The 14915-nt window shown below is 59.2% G+C and carries 14 protein-coding genes; 12 read left to right on the top strand and 2 right to left on the bottom strand.

What is annotated here, in order from left to right:
- Window positions 1–11: 11 nt before the first annotated feature.
- Window positions 12–3275, bottom strand: coding sequence for a ribonuclease E (rne, locus tag GHO42_RS25390; protein ID WP_153327746.1), 3264 nt, complete (start codon window positions 3273–3275; stop codon window positions 12–14).
- 720 nt (window positions 3276–3995) lie between these two features.
- Here rne and rluC point away from each other — a divergent pair.
- From rluC to GHO42_RS25405, 3 genes are read left to right on the top strand one after another with little or no spacing between them, the layout of a single operon-like run.
- Window positions 3996–4958: a 23S rRNA pseudouridine(955/2504/2580) synthase RluC gene (gene rluC / locus GHO42_RS25395; RefSeq protein WP_095003150.1), complete on the top strand. Its 963-nt coding sequence runs from the start codon at window positions 3996–3998 to the stop codon at window positions 4956–4958.
- On the top strand, window positions 4945–5610 hold the full coding sequence (locus GHO42_RS25400; protein ID WP_095003151.1) for an HAD-IA family hydrolase: 666 nt from the start codon (window positions 4945–4947) through the stop codon (window positions 5608–5610). Before rluC ends, GHO42_RS25400 begins: the two co-directional genes overlap by 14 nt.
- 20 nt (window positions 5611–5630) lie before the next feature.
- A complete protein-coding gene (locus tag GHO42_RS25405; protein WP_095003152.1) occupies window positions 5631–6620 on the top strand; it encodes a S49 family peptidase in 990 nt (329 codons plus the stop codon).
- 337 nt (window positions 6621–6957) lie between these two features.
- On the opposite strand, the gene GHO42_RS25410 is transcribed toward GHO42_RS25405, so the two are convergent.
- A complete protein-coding gene (locus tag GHO42_RS25410; protein WP_095027229.1) occupies window positions 6958–7536 on the bottom strand; it encodes a nucleoside triphosphate pyrophosphatase in 579 nt (192 codons plus the stop codon).
- 105 nt (window positions 7537–7641) lie between these two features.
- Between GHO42_RS25410 and GHO42_RS25415 the strand changes: the two genes are divergently transcribed.
- The 9 genes from GHO42_RS25415 to mltG all read left to right on the top strand — a co-directional run bounded on the left by GHO42_RS25415 (window position 7642) and on the right by mltG (window position 14884).
- Entirely contained in the window at window positions 7642–8169 is a 528-nt protein-coding gene (locus tag GHO42_RS25415) for a YceD family protein (RefSeq protein WP_016779948.1), read from the top strand.
- A 13-nt stretch (window positions 8170–8182) separates the two neighbouring features.
- Window positions 8183–8365, top strand: coding sequence for a 50S ribosomal protein L32 (gene rpmF / locus GHO42_RS25420; RefSeq protein WP_003442519.1), 183 nt, complete (start codon window positions 8183–8185; stop codon window positions 8363–8365).
- Between the two features lie 4 nt (window positions 8366–8369).
- Window positions 8370–9380, top strand: coding sequence for a phosphate acyltransferase PlsX (plsX, locus tag GHO42_RS25425; RefSeq protein WP_095003155.1), 1011 nt, complete (start codon window positions 8370–8372; stop codon window positions 9378–9380).
- A 126-nt stretch (window positions 9381–9506) separates the two neighbouring features.
- Window positions 9507–10445: an ACP S-malonyltransferase gene (fabD, locus tag GHO42_RS25430; protein ID WP_095003156.1), complete on the top strand. Its 939-nt coding sequence runs from the start codon at window positions 9507–9509 to the stop codon at window positions 10443–10445.
- Between the two features lie 16 nt (window positions 10446–10461).
- Window positions 10462–11205, top strand: coding sequence for a 3-oxoacyl-ACP reductase FabG (gene fabG, locus GHO42_RS25435; protein ID WP_016779951.1), 744 nt, complete (start codon window positions 10462–10464; stop codon window positions 11203–11205).
- Window positions 11206–11396: 191 nt separating this feature from the next.
- Window positions 11397–11633 (top strand): acyl carrier protein, encoded by a 237-nt coding sequence (gene acpP / locus GHO42_RS25440; RefSeq protein ID WP_016779952.1) that lies wholly within the window; start codon window positions 11397–11399, stop codon window positions 11631–11633.
- Between the two features lie 111 nt (window positions 11634–11744).
- Window positions 11745–12989 carry a beta-ketoacyl-ACP synthase II gene (gene fabF / locus GHO42_RS25445; RefSeq protein WP_029611296.1) on the top strand — a complete coding sequence of 415 codons (1245 nt, stop codon included), beginning with the start codon at window positions 11745–11747 and terminating at the stop codon, window positions 12987–12989.
- Window positions 12989–13807 (top strand): aminodeoxychorismate lyase, encoded by an 819-nt coding sequence (gene pabC, locus GHO42_RS25450; RefSeq protein WP_153327750.1) that lies wholly within the window; start codon window positions 12989–12991, stop codon window positions 13805–13807. The genes fabF and pabC overlap by 1 nt, the downstream gene beginning before the upstream one ends.
- A 3-nt stretch (window positions 13808–13810) precedes the next feature.
- A complete protein-coding gene (gene mltG / locus GHO42_RS25455) occupies window positions 13811–14884 on the top strand; it encodes an endolytic transglycosylase MltG (protein ID WP_178126976.1) in 1074 nt (357 codons plus the stop codon).
- The last annotated feature ends 31 nt before the right edge of the window (window positions 14885–14915 follow it).

Below are 14915 nucleotides of genomic sequence, written 5' to 3' on the forward strand. Positions count from 1 at the left end.
GGCCTTTGGAATTAGGCGAGGGGTTTATCCTCGTGTGCCTTTTCCTGGGCTACGCCTTCATGCGCAGTTGCCTGAGCGGCCGCTGCAGCAGCTGCCTCTTCACGCTTGCGACGACGTACTTCACGCGGGTCGTTAGGTGCGCGACCGTTGCTTGGGGCGCTGACAACCGGAGTTGCTGCAACCACTACCTCAACCACTTCAGTTGTCACAACAGTCTCAACGGGGGCCGGCTCTACGGCTACTATCGTTTCGACCGCGGCTTCAACGGTTACCACTTCAGGTGCGGCAACAGGCTCTGCTACGGCTTCAGTAACGGCAGGCTCTGCTACTGGCGCGCGCACAACGCGGGTTTCGCGGGCATGCGGTGCTTTTTCGATAACCGGAGTTTCGACCGCTGGTGCTTCCACCACGGCTTCAACCACTGGCTCTGGAGTCGCTGCAACCGGCTGGGCAACGGCCTGGACTTCAGGCTGTGCTTCTTGAGCTGGTGCAACTTCAACTTCAGGCGCCTTGACGGCTTCGATCGGCGTCACTGCTTCTACTGTTGGCGCTTCTACTACCGGTGCTTCTACTACTGGAGTTTCAACAACAGGCGTTTCAGTGGTCGGTGCCTGGGCAGCGACTGCTTCTACTTTGGTTGCTGCTTCGCCAGCGGTTTCAACAGCTGGGGCCTGGGCCGCAGGTGTTTCGACAGCCACAATTTCCTTGTCAGCTTCAACGACGGCCACGGTGTCAGCTGGGGCCGATTCCTGGGCCACTTCTGTTGCGCGTTCTGCCTGCTGGTGCGCCTGGGCTTCAGCAGGAGCGCTGACGACCTGGCTGGCAACGGTTTCAGTCACGGCCACGACGGCTGCTTCAGAGGTGGTTGCAGGAGCGTTCTGGCTGTTGCCTTCTTCGCTGTTCTCTTCCGAGCCTTCAATCACGTTGCCGTTGGCGTCACGCTGACGCTCGCGGCGGTTGCTGCGACGACGCTGGCCACGGGAGCGACGACGTGGACGATCGCCTTCGGCGTTGTCCTGGGTCTCGTCCTGGGACTGCTCTTCACCGTTCAGCACTTCTTCGTCTTCAGCGGCAGCTACAACCTGCTCTTCGCGTGGCGCACGTTCTTCGCGAGGTGCGCGCGGCTGGCGCTCTTCACGCGGCTGACGGGCTGGGCGCTCTTCAGCTACAGCAGTGGTAGCGGCCACAGCGGCTACGGCTGGTGCTGCATCCAGAGGCTCGCGCAGTTCACGTACGCGCTCTTCGCGTTCGCCACGCGGCTTGCGGTCTTCACGTGGTGCACGCGGCGCACGTTCTTCGCGCGGTGGACGCGGTGCGCGCTCTTCGCGAGGAGTTTGAGCCACAACCGGAGTTTCTTCGCGAGGGCTGCGCTCTTCGCGTGGTTCGCGAGCGGCACGCTCTTCACGTGGAGCACGCTCTTCGCGCGGTTTACGTTCTTCGTCACGACGACCGTTGCGGTTACGGCTCTGCTGGCGACCGTTGCGACGTTCTTCGTTGCGTGCAGGGCGCTCAGGGGTTGCCGGCTTCTCGACTACGGTCGGTGCTGCAGGCTCTTCCTTGGAGGCAAACAGGCTTACCAGCGACTTGACCAGGCCCTTGAACAGGCTTGGCTCGGCGATGGTGGCCGCCGGTGCAGGAGCAGGTGCGGCAGCAGCAGCGGCTTCGGTCGGAACCGGTGCCGAGGTGCGTGGCGGTGCTGTTTTAACGGCGGCTTCCTGGCGAACCAGGGTGCGGGTGGCAGCAGCCGGTTGAACTTCTTCCACTTCAGCGGCAGCGGCAGCGATTTCATAGCTGGACTGGTTGGTGTGGGCTTCCGGGCTGTCATCACGCAGGCGCTGAACTTCGAAGTGCGGCGTTTCGAGGTGGTCGTTCGGCAGAATGACGATGCGGGCACGGGTACGCAGTTCGATCTTGGTGATCGAGTTGCGTTTTTCGTTGAGCAGGAACGCTGCAACCGGGATTGGCACCTGGGCGCGGACTTCGGCAGTGCGGTCCTTCAGGGCTTCTTCTTCGATCAGGCGCAGGATCGCCAGCGACAGCGATTCAACATCACGGATGATGCCGGTGCCGTTGCAGCGCGGGCAAACGATGCCGCTGCTTTCACCCAGGGATGGGCGCAGACGCTGACGGGACATTTCCAGCAGGCCGAAGCGCGAGATACGACCCACTTGTACGCGGGCGCGGTCGGCTTCCAGGCATTCGCGGACTTTTTCTTCCACGGCGCGCTGGTTTTTGGCCGGGGTCATGTCGATGAAGTCGATGACGATCAGGCCGCCGATGTCGCGCAGGCGCAACTGGCGGGCGATTTCTTCCGCCGCTTCAAGGTTGGTTTGCAGTGCGGTTTCTTCGATATCGCTGCCTTTGGTGGCGCGGGCCGAGTTGATGTCGATGGACACCAGGGCTTCGGTCGGGTCGATAACGATGGAGCCGCCGGAAGGCAGTTCAACGACGCGCTGGAAAGCGGTCTCGATCTGGCTTTCGATCTGGAAACGGTTGAACAGCGGAACGCTGTCTTCGTAGAGTTTGATTTTGCTGGCGTACTGCGGCATCACCTGGCGGATAAAGGTCAGGGCTTCGTCCTGGGCTTCAACGCTGTCGATCAGCACTTCGCCGATGTCCTGGCGCAGGTAGTCGCGGATGGCGCGGATGATCACGTTGCTTTCCTGGTAGATCAGGAAGGGTGCGGCGCGATCCAGCGAGGCTTCTTTGATGGCGGTCCACAGTTGCAGCAGGTAATCGAGGTCCCACTGCATTTCTTCACTGCTGCGGCCAAGGCCGGCAGTGCGAACGATCAGGCCCATGTCGGCAGGAGCGATCAGGCCGTTCAGCGCTTCACGCAGTTCGTTGCGCTCTTCACCTTCGATGCGGCGGGAGATACCGCCTGCACGCGGGTTGTTTGGCATCAGGACCAGGTAGCGGCCGGCGAGGCTGATAAACGTGGTCAGGGCTGCGCCCTTGTTGCCGCGTTCTTCTTTTTCGACCTGCACGATGACTTCCTGGCCTTCGCTCAGGACGTCCTTGATGTTGACGCGGCCCTCAGGGGCTTTCTTGAAGTACTCGCGGGAGATTTCTTTGAGGGGCAGGAAGCCGTGGCGCTCGGAGCCGAAATCGACAAAGGCAGCCTCAAGGCTTGGTTCGATGCGAGTAATACGGCCTTTATAGATGTTGGCTTTCTTCTGCTCGCGAGCACCCGACTCGATGTCCAGGTCGTAGAGGCGTTGGCCATCTACCAGTGCAACGCGCAACTCTTCAGGTTGAGTTGCGTTAATCAGCATTCTTTTCATGTTGTACCGTCGGTTTCCGGGCTACCGGAAACGGCGTTCGGCACACACGACTTCTCATGGTCGGTGTCAGGTGCGTCAGGAGTTGTTGGCCACTCCTGTGTACAGCGAGGTTCGACCCTTGGGGGCGAAGTCGCGACTTACGCTTCCTGCTTGCTGTGGTGCTAATGCACCTCTTAAGCAAAAGTCTGGTCAGGAGGAGGAATCAACCGGCGGCTGTGGACGAGATGAAGCGTCTTGATAAAGCCTATTGCTACACAGTCCGGCGGTTGTGCATCTCCACCCTACACGTATCCCTGATAATTCGGGTGCTGCCGCGCGCAGAATCCGCAGCGGGTTGGCATTTACCGTGTTCTCCAAAGGGGAGTTCACGCATCATGGCTAATAAAGGCGTTGTTTCCGAAGCATTCGCTCGAAATTCCCGAGGCTGACTGCACTTTGTGAACTGGCCGTGAATATCGGCGTAAAAGGCGAGTTTGCACTCTGCTTTCCAGGCTCGCTTCAGGCCTCATGTCACCTGCGCTTGTTACAACTCCAGGTCTTGCGTATCCAGCAAAAGCCCCGTAGGACGGCCTCGCGTCCTGATCAAGAGCGTTGGTCAGGGCCGGTTGTTCACCGTTAATCCTCTGTCCAGGCCGCTTTTGGCGGCGTTCGCGACTATAGCAGCAATGATTAAGTGCTTCAATTCCATAAAAAATTGTTATCATTCACGGCATGACGACGACTACCCCCCCGACCCCCAGCGTCCAGCTGCTTGAGGTCTCGCCGGAATATGCCGGCCAACGCATCGACAACTTCCTTCTTGCTCGGCTCAAGGGTGTTCCCAAGACCTTGATTTACCGCATTTTGCGTAAAGGCGAAGTGCGTGTGAACAAGGGCCGGATCAAGCCCGAGTACAAGCTGCAGGCCGGCGATATCGTGCGCGTGCCGCCGGTTCGCGTGCCTGAGCGCGACGAGCCGGTGCCTGTGGCCCAGGGTTTGTTGCTGCGCCTTGAAGCGGCCATTGTCTATGAAGACAAGGCCCTGATTATATTGAACAAGCCAGCAGGCATCGCCGTGCACGGCGGCAGCGGCCTGACCTTTGGCGTGATTGAAGCCTTTCGTCAGATGCGCCCAGACGTCAAGGAGCTGGAGCTGGTGCATCGCCTGGACCGTGACACGTCCGGCCTGCTGATGATCGCCAAAAAGCGCAGCATGTTGCGTCATTTGCACGAGGCCCTGCGCGGCGACGGTATCGACAAGCGTTATATGGCTCTGGTGCGTGGCAACTGGGCGGCGTCCATCAAGCAGGTGCGTGCGCCGCTGATGAAGAGCAACTTGCGTTCGGGTGAGCGCATGGTTGAAGTCAACGAAGACGAAGGCAAAGAGTCGGTCACTGTGTTCAAGGTGCTGCGCCGCTTTGGTGATTTTGCAACCATGGTCGAAGCGCGACCGATTACCGGGCGTACTCACCAGATCCGTGTGCATACCCTGCATGCCGGGCATTGCATTGCCGGCGACAGCAAGTACGGTGATGAGGGGTTCTCCAAGGAAATCCGCGACCTGGGCGGCAAGCGCCTGTTTCTGCATGCCTACATGCTGACCGTGCCGATGCCCGATGGGACTGAAATGAAATTCCAGGCCCCGGTCGATGAAATGTGGGCCAAAACCGTGGAGCGTCTGAGTGCCCCTTACTGAGTACAAGCTGCTCATTTTTGACTGGGATGGCACGCTGGCTGATTCCATTGGTCGGATTGTCACGGCGATGCAGGGTGCGGCGCAACGTGCGGGGCGTCCGGTACGTGATGCGCAGGCGGTCAAGGGGATTATCGGTCTGGGGTTGCCTGAGGCGATCCTGACCCTTTACCCCGACATGCCCCCGGAGCAGGTGATTGCCTTCCGCCAGCACTATGCCGATATTTATATCGCCATGGATGCCGAGCCTTCGCCGTTGTTTGCGGGAGTCCGGGAATCGCTGGAAGCATTCCGTGCCCAGGGCTATCGTCTGGCGGTGGCCACGGGCAAGGCCCGTCGTGGCCTTGATCGTGTGCTCAAGGCCCACGGCTGGGAGGATTTCTTCGATATCACCCGTGCTGCAGACGAGACCGCCAGCAAGCCTGATCCGTTGATGCTCAATCAGATCCTGGCTCATTGCGATGTGTGTCCGCAGCAGGCGTTGATGGTGGGTGATGCGTCCTTTGATTTGCTGATGGCGCGCAATGCGGGTATCGACTCGGTTGCGGTAGGCTATGGTGCTCAATCGATGGAGCGCTTGCTGACGTTCGAGCCCCGGTTGGCAATTGACAGTTTTCCCGAGTTGCGTGCCTGGCTTGATCGCCAGGCTAATTAAGATCTTTGCTGGGGTAGTGCATGGTCGATCAATGGAAGGCGCCCTCTGCGGCTGAAAACACTGTCGGTGGTGACAAAAGCTGGCAGTTGCTGGAAAAAACCCTGTTGGCGGGCATTCAGGAGCAGCGCCGCTCGCGACGCTGGGGCATTTTCTTCAAGGTGTTGATGTTCTGCTACCTGATTGCGGTGTTGTTGCTGTTTACCCCGTTGGTGAGTATGGAGCGCAGCGCTGTCGGCGGTTCCAGCTACACCGCGCTGATCGATGTGCGTGGTCCGATTGCCGATAAGGAGCCGGCCAGTGCCGACAATCTGGTCACCAGCCTGCAGGCGGCGTTTGACGATCCGCGGGTCAAGGGGGTGGTGCTGCGCATCAACAGCCCGGGCGGCAGTCCTGTGCAGTCGGGTTATGTCTACGATGAAATCCGTCGCCTGCGTGGGCTGCATCCCGATACCAAGGTGTATGCGGTGATTTCCGATCTGGGGGCATCCGGGGCTTATTACATTGCCAGTGCTGCTGATGAGATCTACGCCGACAAGGCCAGCCTCGTCGGGTCGATTGGCGTGACGGCGGCAGGCTTCGGTTTCGTCGGTGCGATGGACAAGCTGGGTATTCAGCGTCGTGCTTACACGTCGGGCGACCACAAGGCGTTCCTGGATCCGTTTGAGCCGGAAAAGCCGGATGAGACCAAGTTCTGGCAGGGTGTGTTGAATGTGACGCACCAGCAGTTCATTGACAGCGTCAAGCAGGGGCGTGGCGATCGCCTGAAAGACAAGGAGCACCCGGAGCTGTTCTCGGGCCTGGTCTGGACGGGGCAGCAGGCGCTGCCGCTGGGGTTGATTGACGGGCTGGGCAATACCAGTTCGGTTGCCCGTGACGTGATCGGCGCCAAGGAGCTGGTGGACTTCACGGTGCAGGAATCGGCTTTCGACCGCTTCTCGAAAAAGCTCGGTGCCAGCGTGGCTGAGCAATTGGCCATGTGGATGGGCTTTCAGGGGCCGACGCTGCGCTGATTGTTGAGTGCTTCAAACAAGCCGGCCTGAAAGAGGGCCGGTTTTTTTATGGCTGGCAAAAAGTTTAGAGGCTCTATGTCGCGTAGCAGCTGCCGAAGGAGCGAGGCTGCGTTCGGCGGCGAAGCCGTCGTGAAATCAGCTGGCGCGGTGCGTCGGTCGAATTGCGATCATCGGGTTTACGACGGCTTCGCCGCCGAAAGCAGTCTTCGTTCCTCGGCAGCTGCAGGAACACTGCAACTGTGGGAGCGAGCCTGCTCGCGAAGGTCGTTCGCGAGCAGGCTCGCTCCCACAATAGGGCTTGACCTGCAACAGAGTATCTACAGAGTGCCCGGCTTATTCATGGCAGGTGTACGCCCTCGGCAAGCAGCATGTCCACCAGTCGGATTAGTGGCAGGCCGACCAGGCTGGTGGCGTCATCGCCTTCGGTGCGCTGAAACAGGCTCACGCCAAGCCCTTCGGCTTTAAAGCTGCCTGCGCAGTCGTAGGGCTGCTCGGCGCGCAGATAACGCTCGATCTGCTCTGCGCTCAGGCTGCGCATATGTACGGTAAACGGTACGCAGTCGGTCTGATAATGGCCGGTCTGGCTGTTGAGCAGGGTCAGGCCGGTCAGGAAGCTGACGCTGGCACCGCTTGCCGTGGTCAATTGCTGGTGCGCTTTTTCGTGAGTGTGGGGTTTGCCGATGATCCGTCCGTCGAGTACGGCAACCTGGTCCGAGCCGATAATCAGATGATTCGGATGGCTGGCAGCCAGCGCGCGGGCTTTTTCCAGTGACAGGCGCTTGACCAGTTCGATGGCGGTCTCGCCTTGATGATGGCCTTCGTCGATATCCGGCGAGCTGCACGTGAAGGGCAGACGCAGGCGAGACAATAAATCGCGGCGATAAACCGAGCTTGAAGCGAGTAATAAAGGTAGCATGCGCGACTCCTGTAGGCAGTTGACGATTCTAATGCTCGTACGCAATGTCGCACAGACACAATTTCCTTTGACACGTGAAGGGGTCCTCCCTAGAATGCTGCGCCTATGTTGAATGACCCGATTCCACCTCACGTTGACCCGCGCAAATTGGCTGATCGTGGCACTACCCTTCAAGGTGAAGTGTTGCTGGCTGATTTGGAGAGACTCTGCGATCCGCTTTCCGACGATGTCGGTACGGTCCAGGCTAAATTTGTTTTTGAGCGCGACGAACGTAGATCTGTGGTAATACACAGCTCCATCGACGTCGAGGTCAAGATGGTTTGCCAGCGTTGTCTTGAGCTGGTCACCCTGCCGATCCACAGCGAATGCAGTTACGCCGTGGTGAAAGAGGGTGCGAATACCCAGTCGTTACCGAAAGGTTATGACGTGCTGGAACTGGGCGAAGATCCATTGGATCTGCATGCACTGATCGAGGAGGAGCTTTTGCTCGCCTTGCCCATTGTGCCTGCTCATCATCCGGAAGAATGCCAGCAGCCGGCGGGTCTCGATGAGCCCGAACCAGGCGAGGACGAGGTAACGCGGTCCAACCCGTTCAGTGTATTGGCGCAGTTAAAGCGTGACCCAAACGTTTAGGAGTTAATCAATTATGGCTGTTCAGCAGAACAAAAAATCCCGCTCTGCCCGTGACATGCGTCGTTCGCACGATGCTCTTTCGGCTAGCACTCTGTCTGTAGAAAAAACCACCGGTGAAATTCACCTGCGTCACCACGTATCGCCAGAAGGCGTATACCGTGGTCGTAAAGTGATCGACAAGGGCGCTGACGAGTAATCACTTGTCCGCTCAGGTCATCGCGATCGACGCAATGGGCGGGGACTTCGGTCCCCGCAGCATTGTTCAGGCCTGTATTGCCTGCCTGTCTGCTACTCCCTCGCTGCATCTGACCCTCGTTGGTCAACCTTCCCTACTTGAATCCCTGATCGCTGGCCATTCGGCTGTGGATCGCTCGCGCCTGTCGATTGTCCCGGCTTCAGAAGTCATTGCCATGAATGAGCGGCCTTCCCATGCCCTGCGCAGCAAGCCGGACTCGTCCATGCGCGTTGCTCTGGAGTTGCTCCGTGATGGCAAGGTGCAAGCTTGTGTCAGTTCCGGTAACACGGGGGCGCTGATGGCCTTGTCCCGGCATGTGCTCAAGACCTTGCCGGGCATCGACCGTCCAGCGATGGTGGCGGCAGTTCCGACCCAGACCGGCTACTGTCAGTTGCTGGATCTGGGGGCGAATGTCGATTGCACGGCCAGTCAGTTGTTCCAGTTTGCGGTGATGGGCTCGGTGGCGGCGCAGGCGCTTGGTGTGCCTCGTCCGCGGGTCGCCTTGCTCAATATCGGTACCGAGGACGTCAAGGGCAATCAGCAGGTCAAGGAGGCGGCGGCATTGTTGCAGGCGGCGCCGGGGTTGCATTACATCGGTTTTGTCGAAGGCGACGGGGTGTATCGGGGCGAAGCTGATGTGGTGGTGTGTGACGGGTTTGTCGGCAACATCATGCTCAAGTCCAGCGAAGGCCTGGCAACGATGATTTCGAGCCGGCTTGAGGCGGTGTTCAGGCGCAACCTGTTCAGTCGCTTCGTGGGCGTGCTGGCATTGCCGTTGATGCGGCGCTTGCAGGCGGATCTGGCGCCGGCGCGGCATAATGGTGCGAGCTTTCTCGGCTTGCAGGGCATTGTGGTCAAGAGTCACGGTTCGGCAGGTGCTCAGGGCTTTCAAAGTGCAATTGAACGTGCGCTGATTGAAATCCATGAAGACCTGCCAAAGCGTTTGTATGGGCGCCTTGAAGGGTTGTTGCCGTAGGCGTTTTAGCGGTCGGGCGCTTAAATGTGACCGCCCGGTCCAATCAGCCATCCAACTGTCAGTTTCTTGCGTCCGCCACGGCAGGACGTCAATTCTCCGACGACAAGATCATTAGGGGCTTGTTACATGTCTACATCCCTCGCATTCGTCTTTCCAGGGCAGGGTTCGCAGTCCCTCGGCATGTTGGCCGAGCTGGGCGCGGCACATCCGCTGGTCCTGGAAACATTTAAAGAAGCGTCTGACGCCCTGGGTTACGACCTGTGGGCGCTGACCCAGGAAGGTCCTGCCGAGAAGCTGAACCAGACTGATATCACCCAGCCTGCCATCCTTGCGGCCTCGATTGCCCTTTGGCGTCTGTGGCTGGCTGAAGGTGGCAAGCGTCCTGACTTCGTTGCCGGCCACAGCCTGGGCGAGTACAGCGCGCTGGTGGCCGCCGAATGCCTGACCCTGGCCGAGGCGGTCAAGCTGGTCGAGCGTCGTGGCCAGTTGATGCAAGAGGCCGTACCGGCCGGGCAGGGCGCCATGGCGGCGATCCTGGGTCTGGAAGATGCCGATGTACTGGCTGCCTGTGCTGAAGCTGCGCAAGGCGAAGTGGTCAGCGCGGTCAACTTCAACTCGCCGGGTCAGGTCGTGATTGCCGGGGCCAAGGCCGCTGTCGAACGCGCCATGGAACTGTGCAAGGCCAAGGGCGCCAAGCGTGCCTTGCCGTTGCCGGTAAGCGTACCGTCGCACTGCGAACTGATGCGTCCAGCTGCCGAGCGTTTTGCCGAGTCCATTGAAGCGATCGACTGGAAAATGCCGGCCATTGCCCTGGTGCAGAATGTCAGCGCCGCGGTGGCAGCCGATTTGCCAACCCTCAAGCGCGATTTGCTTGAGCAGCTGTACAAGCCTGTGCGCTGGGTTGAATCGGTTCAGGCCCTGGCGGCCAATGGTCCGGTTGACCTGGTCGAGTGCGGTCCGGGCAAGGTCCTGGTGGGCATCAGCAAGCGCTGTGCCGAAGGCGTTACCACTCACAATTTGAATACCCCGGATGCCTTCGCCGCTGCGCGCTTGGCTCTGGTCTGAATCAGGAGAAGCCTGCATGAGCTTGCAAGGTAAAGTTGCACTGGTAACAGGCGCAAGCCGTGGCATTGGCCAGGCTATCGCGTTGGAGTTGGGTCGTCAGGGCGCCATTGTCATTGGCACGGCGACTTCCGCATCCGGTGCCGAGCGCATCGCTGCCACCCTGAAAGAAAACGGTGTTCAGGGCACTGGCATGGAACTCAACGTGACCAGCAATGAATCGGTTGCTGCGGTACTGGCGAGCATTCAGGAGCAGTTCGGCGCGCCGGCGATCCTGGTCAATAATGCCGGTATCACCCGTGATAACCTGATGATGCGCATGAAAGATGACGAATGGCATGATGTCATCGACACCAACCTGAACAGTCTGTATCGCCTGTCCAAAGGTGTTTTGCGCGGCATGACCAAGGCCCGTTGGGGACGAATTATCAATATTGGCTCTGTTGTGGGTGCCATGGGCAACGCTGGCCAAGTAAACTACGCCGCCGCCAAGGCAGGCCTTGAAGGTTTCGGTCGTGCTCTGGCACGTGAAGTGGGCTCTCGCTCGATCACTGTCAACTCGGTCGCTCCAGGTTTTATCGATACCGATATGACCCGTGAGCTGCCAGAAGCACAGCGCGAAGCTTTGCAGACGCAGATTCCGCTGGGCCGTCTGGGCCAGGCTCAAGAGATCGCAAACGTGGTCGCTTTCCTGGCATCCGACGGTGCAGCCTACGTGACCGGGGCTACAATTCCGGTCAACGGCGGGATGTACATGAGTTAAATGTGACGGATTGCTTCAAAAAAATGTCATACGAGCTGTCTAAAATCCGTTATAAAGCTGCAATCTTTTTATAGGTGGCCGGTTGTTGCGGGGTGAGTGCAAAGCTTTCAGTTGAAAAACCGAAAAGGCTTTCGATACACTTGCCCACTGGCCAGCTGCCTGAATTTGTCCATTAGGAGTGAAAACAAGGTATGAGCACCATCGAAGAGCGCGTCAAGAAAATCGTTGCCGAGCAACTGGGCGTTAAAGAAGAAGAAGTGACCAATGCCGCTTCCTTCGTTGAAGACCTGGGTGCCGACTCCCTTGACACCGTTGAGCTTGTGATGGCTCTGGAAGAGGAATTCGAGACTGAGATTCCTGACGAAGAAGCTGAAAAGATCACTACTGTACAAGCAGCAATCGACTACGTTACTAGCCACCAGGCGTAATAGTTTGTAATCGTTGCTCGCTGTCATGGAAAAACCGCACTGCCGCTCTGGCGTGCGGTTTTTTCTTTAGGTGTGATGCAAAGTGTCGTCAATAGAATAAAGGAGAGTGCTGTGTCGCGTAGACGCGTCGTAGTCACCGGTATGGGGATGTTGTCGCCACTGGGTGCGGATGTTCCGAGCACCTGGCAAGGCATTCTGGCAGGCCGTAGTGGCATTGGTCTGATCGAACACACGGATCTTTCTGCCTATTCCACCCGTTTTGGCGGCTCGGTACAGGGCTTTAACGTTGAGGACTACCTCTCCGTCAAAGAAGCCCGAAAACTTGACCTGTTTATTCAATACGGTCTGGCAGCCGGGTTTCAGGCTGTGCGCAATTCCGGCCTGGAAGTTACCGACGCCAATCGTGAGCGCATCGGTGTGGCAATGGGGTCGGGTATTGGCGGTCTGACCAATATCGAAGAAACCAGCCGTACCCTGCACGAGCAAGGCCCGCGACGGATTTCTCCGTTTTTTGTGCCGGGCTCGATCATCAACATGATTTCCGGCTTTCTGTCTATCCACCTGGGTACACAGGGGCCTAACTACGCCATCGCCACAGCCTGTACCACCGGTACGCACTGTATTGGCATGGCGGCGCGCAACATTGCCTACGGCGAAGCCGATGTGATGATTGCAGGTGGCGCAGAAATGGCTGCTTGCGGTCTGGGCATGGGCGGCTTTGGTGCTTCCCGTGCGCTGTCGACCCGCAACGACGACCCGACCCGGGCCAGCCGTCCGTGGGACAAGGGCCGTGACGGTTTTGTGCTGTCCGACGGTGCCGGCGCGCTGGTGCTCGAAGAGCTCGAGCATGCCAAGGCGCGTGGCGCGACCATCTACGCCGAGCTGATCGGTTTTGGTATGAGCGGTGACGCTTTCCACATGACCTCGCCTCCGGCTGACGGTGCGGGTGCGGCACGCTGCATCACCAATGCCTTGCGTGATGCCCGGGTCAACCCTGATCAGGTGCAGTACATCAACGCCCACGGCACCTCGACGCCTGCCGGTGACCTGGCAGAAGTTTCGGCGATCAAGTCGGTGTTCGGCGATCACGCCTACAACCTGGCCGTGAGTTCGACCAAGTCCATGACCGGTCACCTGTTGGGTGCCGCCGGTGCAGTCGAGGCGATTTTCAGCGTACTGGCCATCAACAGCCAGATTGCGCCGCCGACCATCAACCTCGACGAGCCTGATGAGGGCTGCGACCTGGATTTCGTGCCGCACACGCCGCGCGAAATGCCGATCGATGTGGTGCTGTCCAACTCGTTCGGTTTTGGTGGCACCAACGGCTCGCTGGTGTTCCGCCGGTACGCCGAGTAATGCAAAGCTGGGTCGACGGTCAACCGGCGAGCGCCCTGGCGTCGCTTAAAGACCGTGGGCTGGCCTATGGCGATGGACTGTTCGAGACCATCGCCGTCAAGGCTGGCACGCCGTTGCTGCTGGAGCTGCACCTGCAGCGCCTGGCGCAAGGGTGTTCCCGGCTGGCGATTGTTGCGGATCAAGCACTGATCCGCAGCGAATTGCTGGCTTACGCCCACGCGATGGGCGAGGGCGTCCTCAAGCTCATCCTGACCCGCGGCGACAGCCAGCGCGGTTATGGTATATCCCCCGGGGCCATGCCTCGAAGAATTCTGCAAGCCAGCCCGGCGGCTGCCTGGCCTGAAGCCAATGCGCTGCACGGTATCACCCTGTTCGACTGTGCCACCCGTCTGGCCGAGCAACCGCTATTGGCCGGGCTCAAACACCTCAATCGACTTGAACAGGTCATTGCGCGCTCCGAATGGCAAGACCCGGCCTGTGCCGAAGGGTTGATGCGCGACACCTCGGGGCGGGTGGTTGAAGGTGTGTTCAGCAATCTGTTTATTGTGCGTGACGGCGTTTTGCTGACTGCCGACCTGCGCCGCTGTGGTGTGGCTGGCGTGATGCGGGCTGCACTGCTGGCCGAGGCCGGGCGCCTGGGCATCCCTTGCCATGTTACCGATATCAGCCTTGCGCAGTTGCAACAGGCCGATGAACTCTTTCTCTGCAACAGCGTATATGGCATTTGGCCGGTGCGCGCTTTTGCAGACCTTAGCTGGCCGGTGGGGCCGCTGACCCGTAAACTGCAAGGTATTGCTCGCACCTTACTGGATGTCTGATTCGTGAAACGTAAAATCTTGGTGCTGCTGGAGACAGGTCTGGTGCTGGCGGGCTTGCTGCTGGGCGTCAGCGCCTGGAAGCTCAACTCGGCGCTCGACCAGCCGCTGAACCTGACGCAAGAGCAATTGCTCGATGTCCCGGCCGGCGCCACGCCGACTGGCACGTTCAATCGACTGGAAGCTGACGGTACCCTGCAAGACGCATTCTGGCTGCGTCTTTACTGGCGCTTTAACCTTGAAGGCCAGCCTTTGCACAGCGGCGAATATCGCATGACTCCGGGCATGACCGCCCAGGAGTTGATCGGTGTGTGGCAGCGTGGTGAGGTGGTGCAATACAGCCTGACCCTGGTTGAAGGCTGGAACTTTCGCCAGGTGCGTAGCGCCCTGGCCAAACACGAAAAAATCGAACAGACCCTCGACGGCCTGAGCGACAGCGAAGTCATGGCCAAACTCGGGCACGAAGGGGTATTCCCGGAAGGGCGGTTTTTCCCTGATACCTACCGTTTTGTGCGTGGGATGACCGATGCCCAGTTGCTGGAAAAGGCTTACGACCGTCTGGATAAAGTGCTGGCCCAGGAATGGGAGCAGCGTGACCCGGGCGTACCCTATACAACGCCATACCAGGCGCTGATCATGGCTTCCCTGGTGGAAAAAGAAACCGGCGTGCCACAAGAGCGTGGGCAAATTGCCGGAGTATTTGTGCGTCGGATGAAAATCGGCATGCCACTGCAAACCGATCCTACGGTGATCTACGGTCTGGGTGAGCGATACAACGGCAAACTGACCCGCGCCCATTTGCGCGAGCCTACGCCGTACAACACCTACACCATTCCCGGTCTGCCGCCGACACCGATTGCCATGGTCGGGCGTGAGGCCATTTATGCCGCACTGCACCCGGCGGATGGCACCAGCCTGTACTTTGTGGCCAAGGGCGATGGCAGCCACACGTTTTCCGATGACCTGGATGCGCACAACTCTGCTGTGCGTGAATTCCAGATCAAACGTCGGGCCGATTATCGTTCGAGCCCTGCGCCGACCCCCGCTGCTGAACCGGCAAGCGCCCCGGTCGAGCCGTAAAGTCCGAAAGACACTGATTAAGGATTGCCGC

This window comes from Pseudomonas sp. FSL R10-0056 (genome assembly GCF_009600105.1).
Lineage (GTDB): Bacteria > Pseudomonadota > Gammaproteobacteria > Pseudomonadales > Pseudomonadaceae > Aquipseudomonas > Aquipseudomonas bubulae.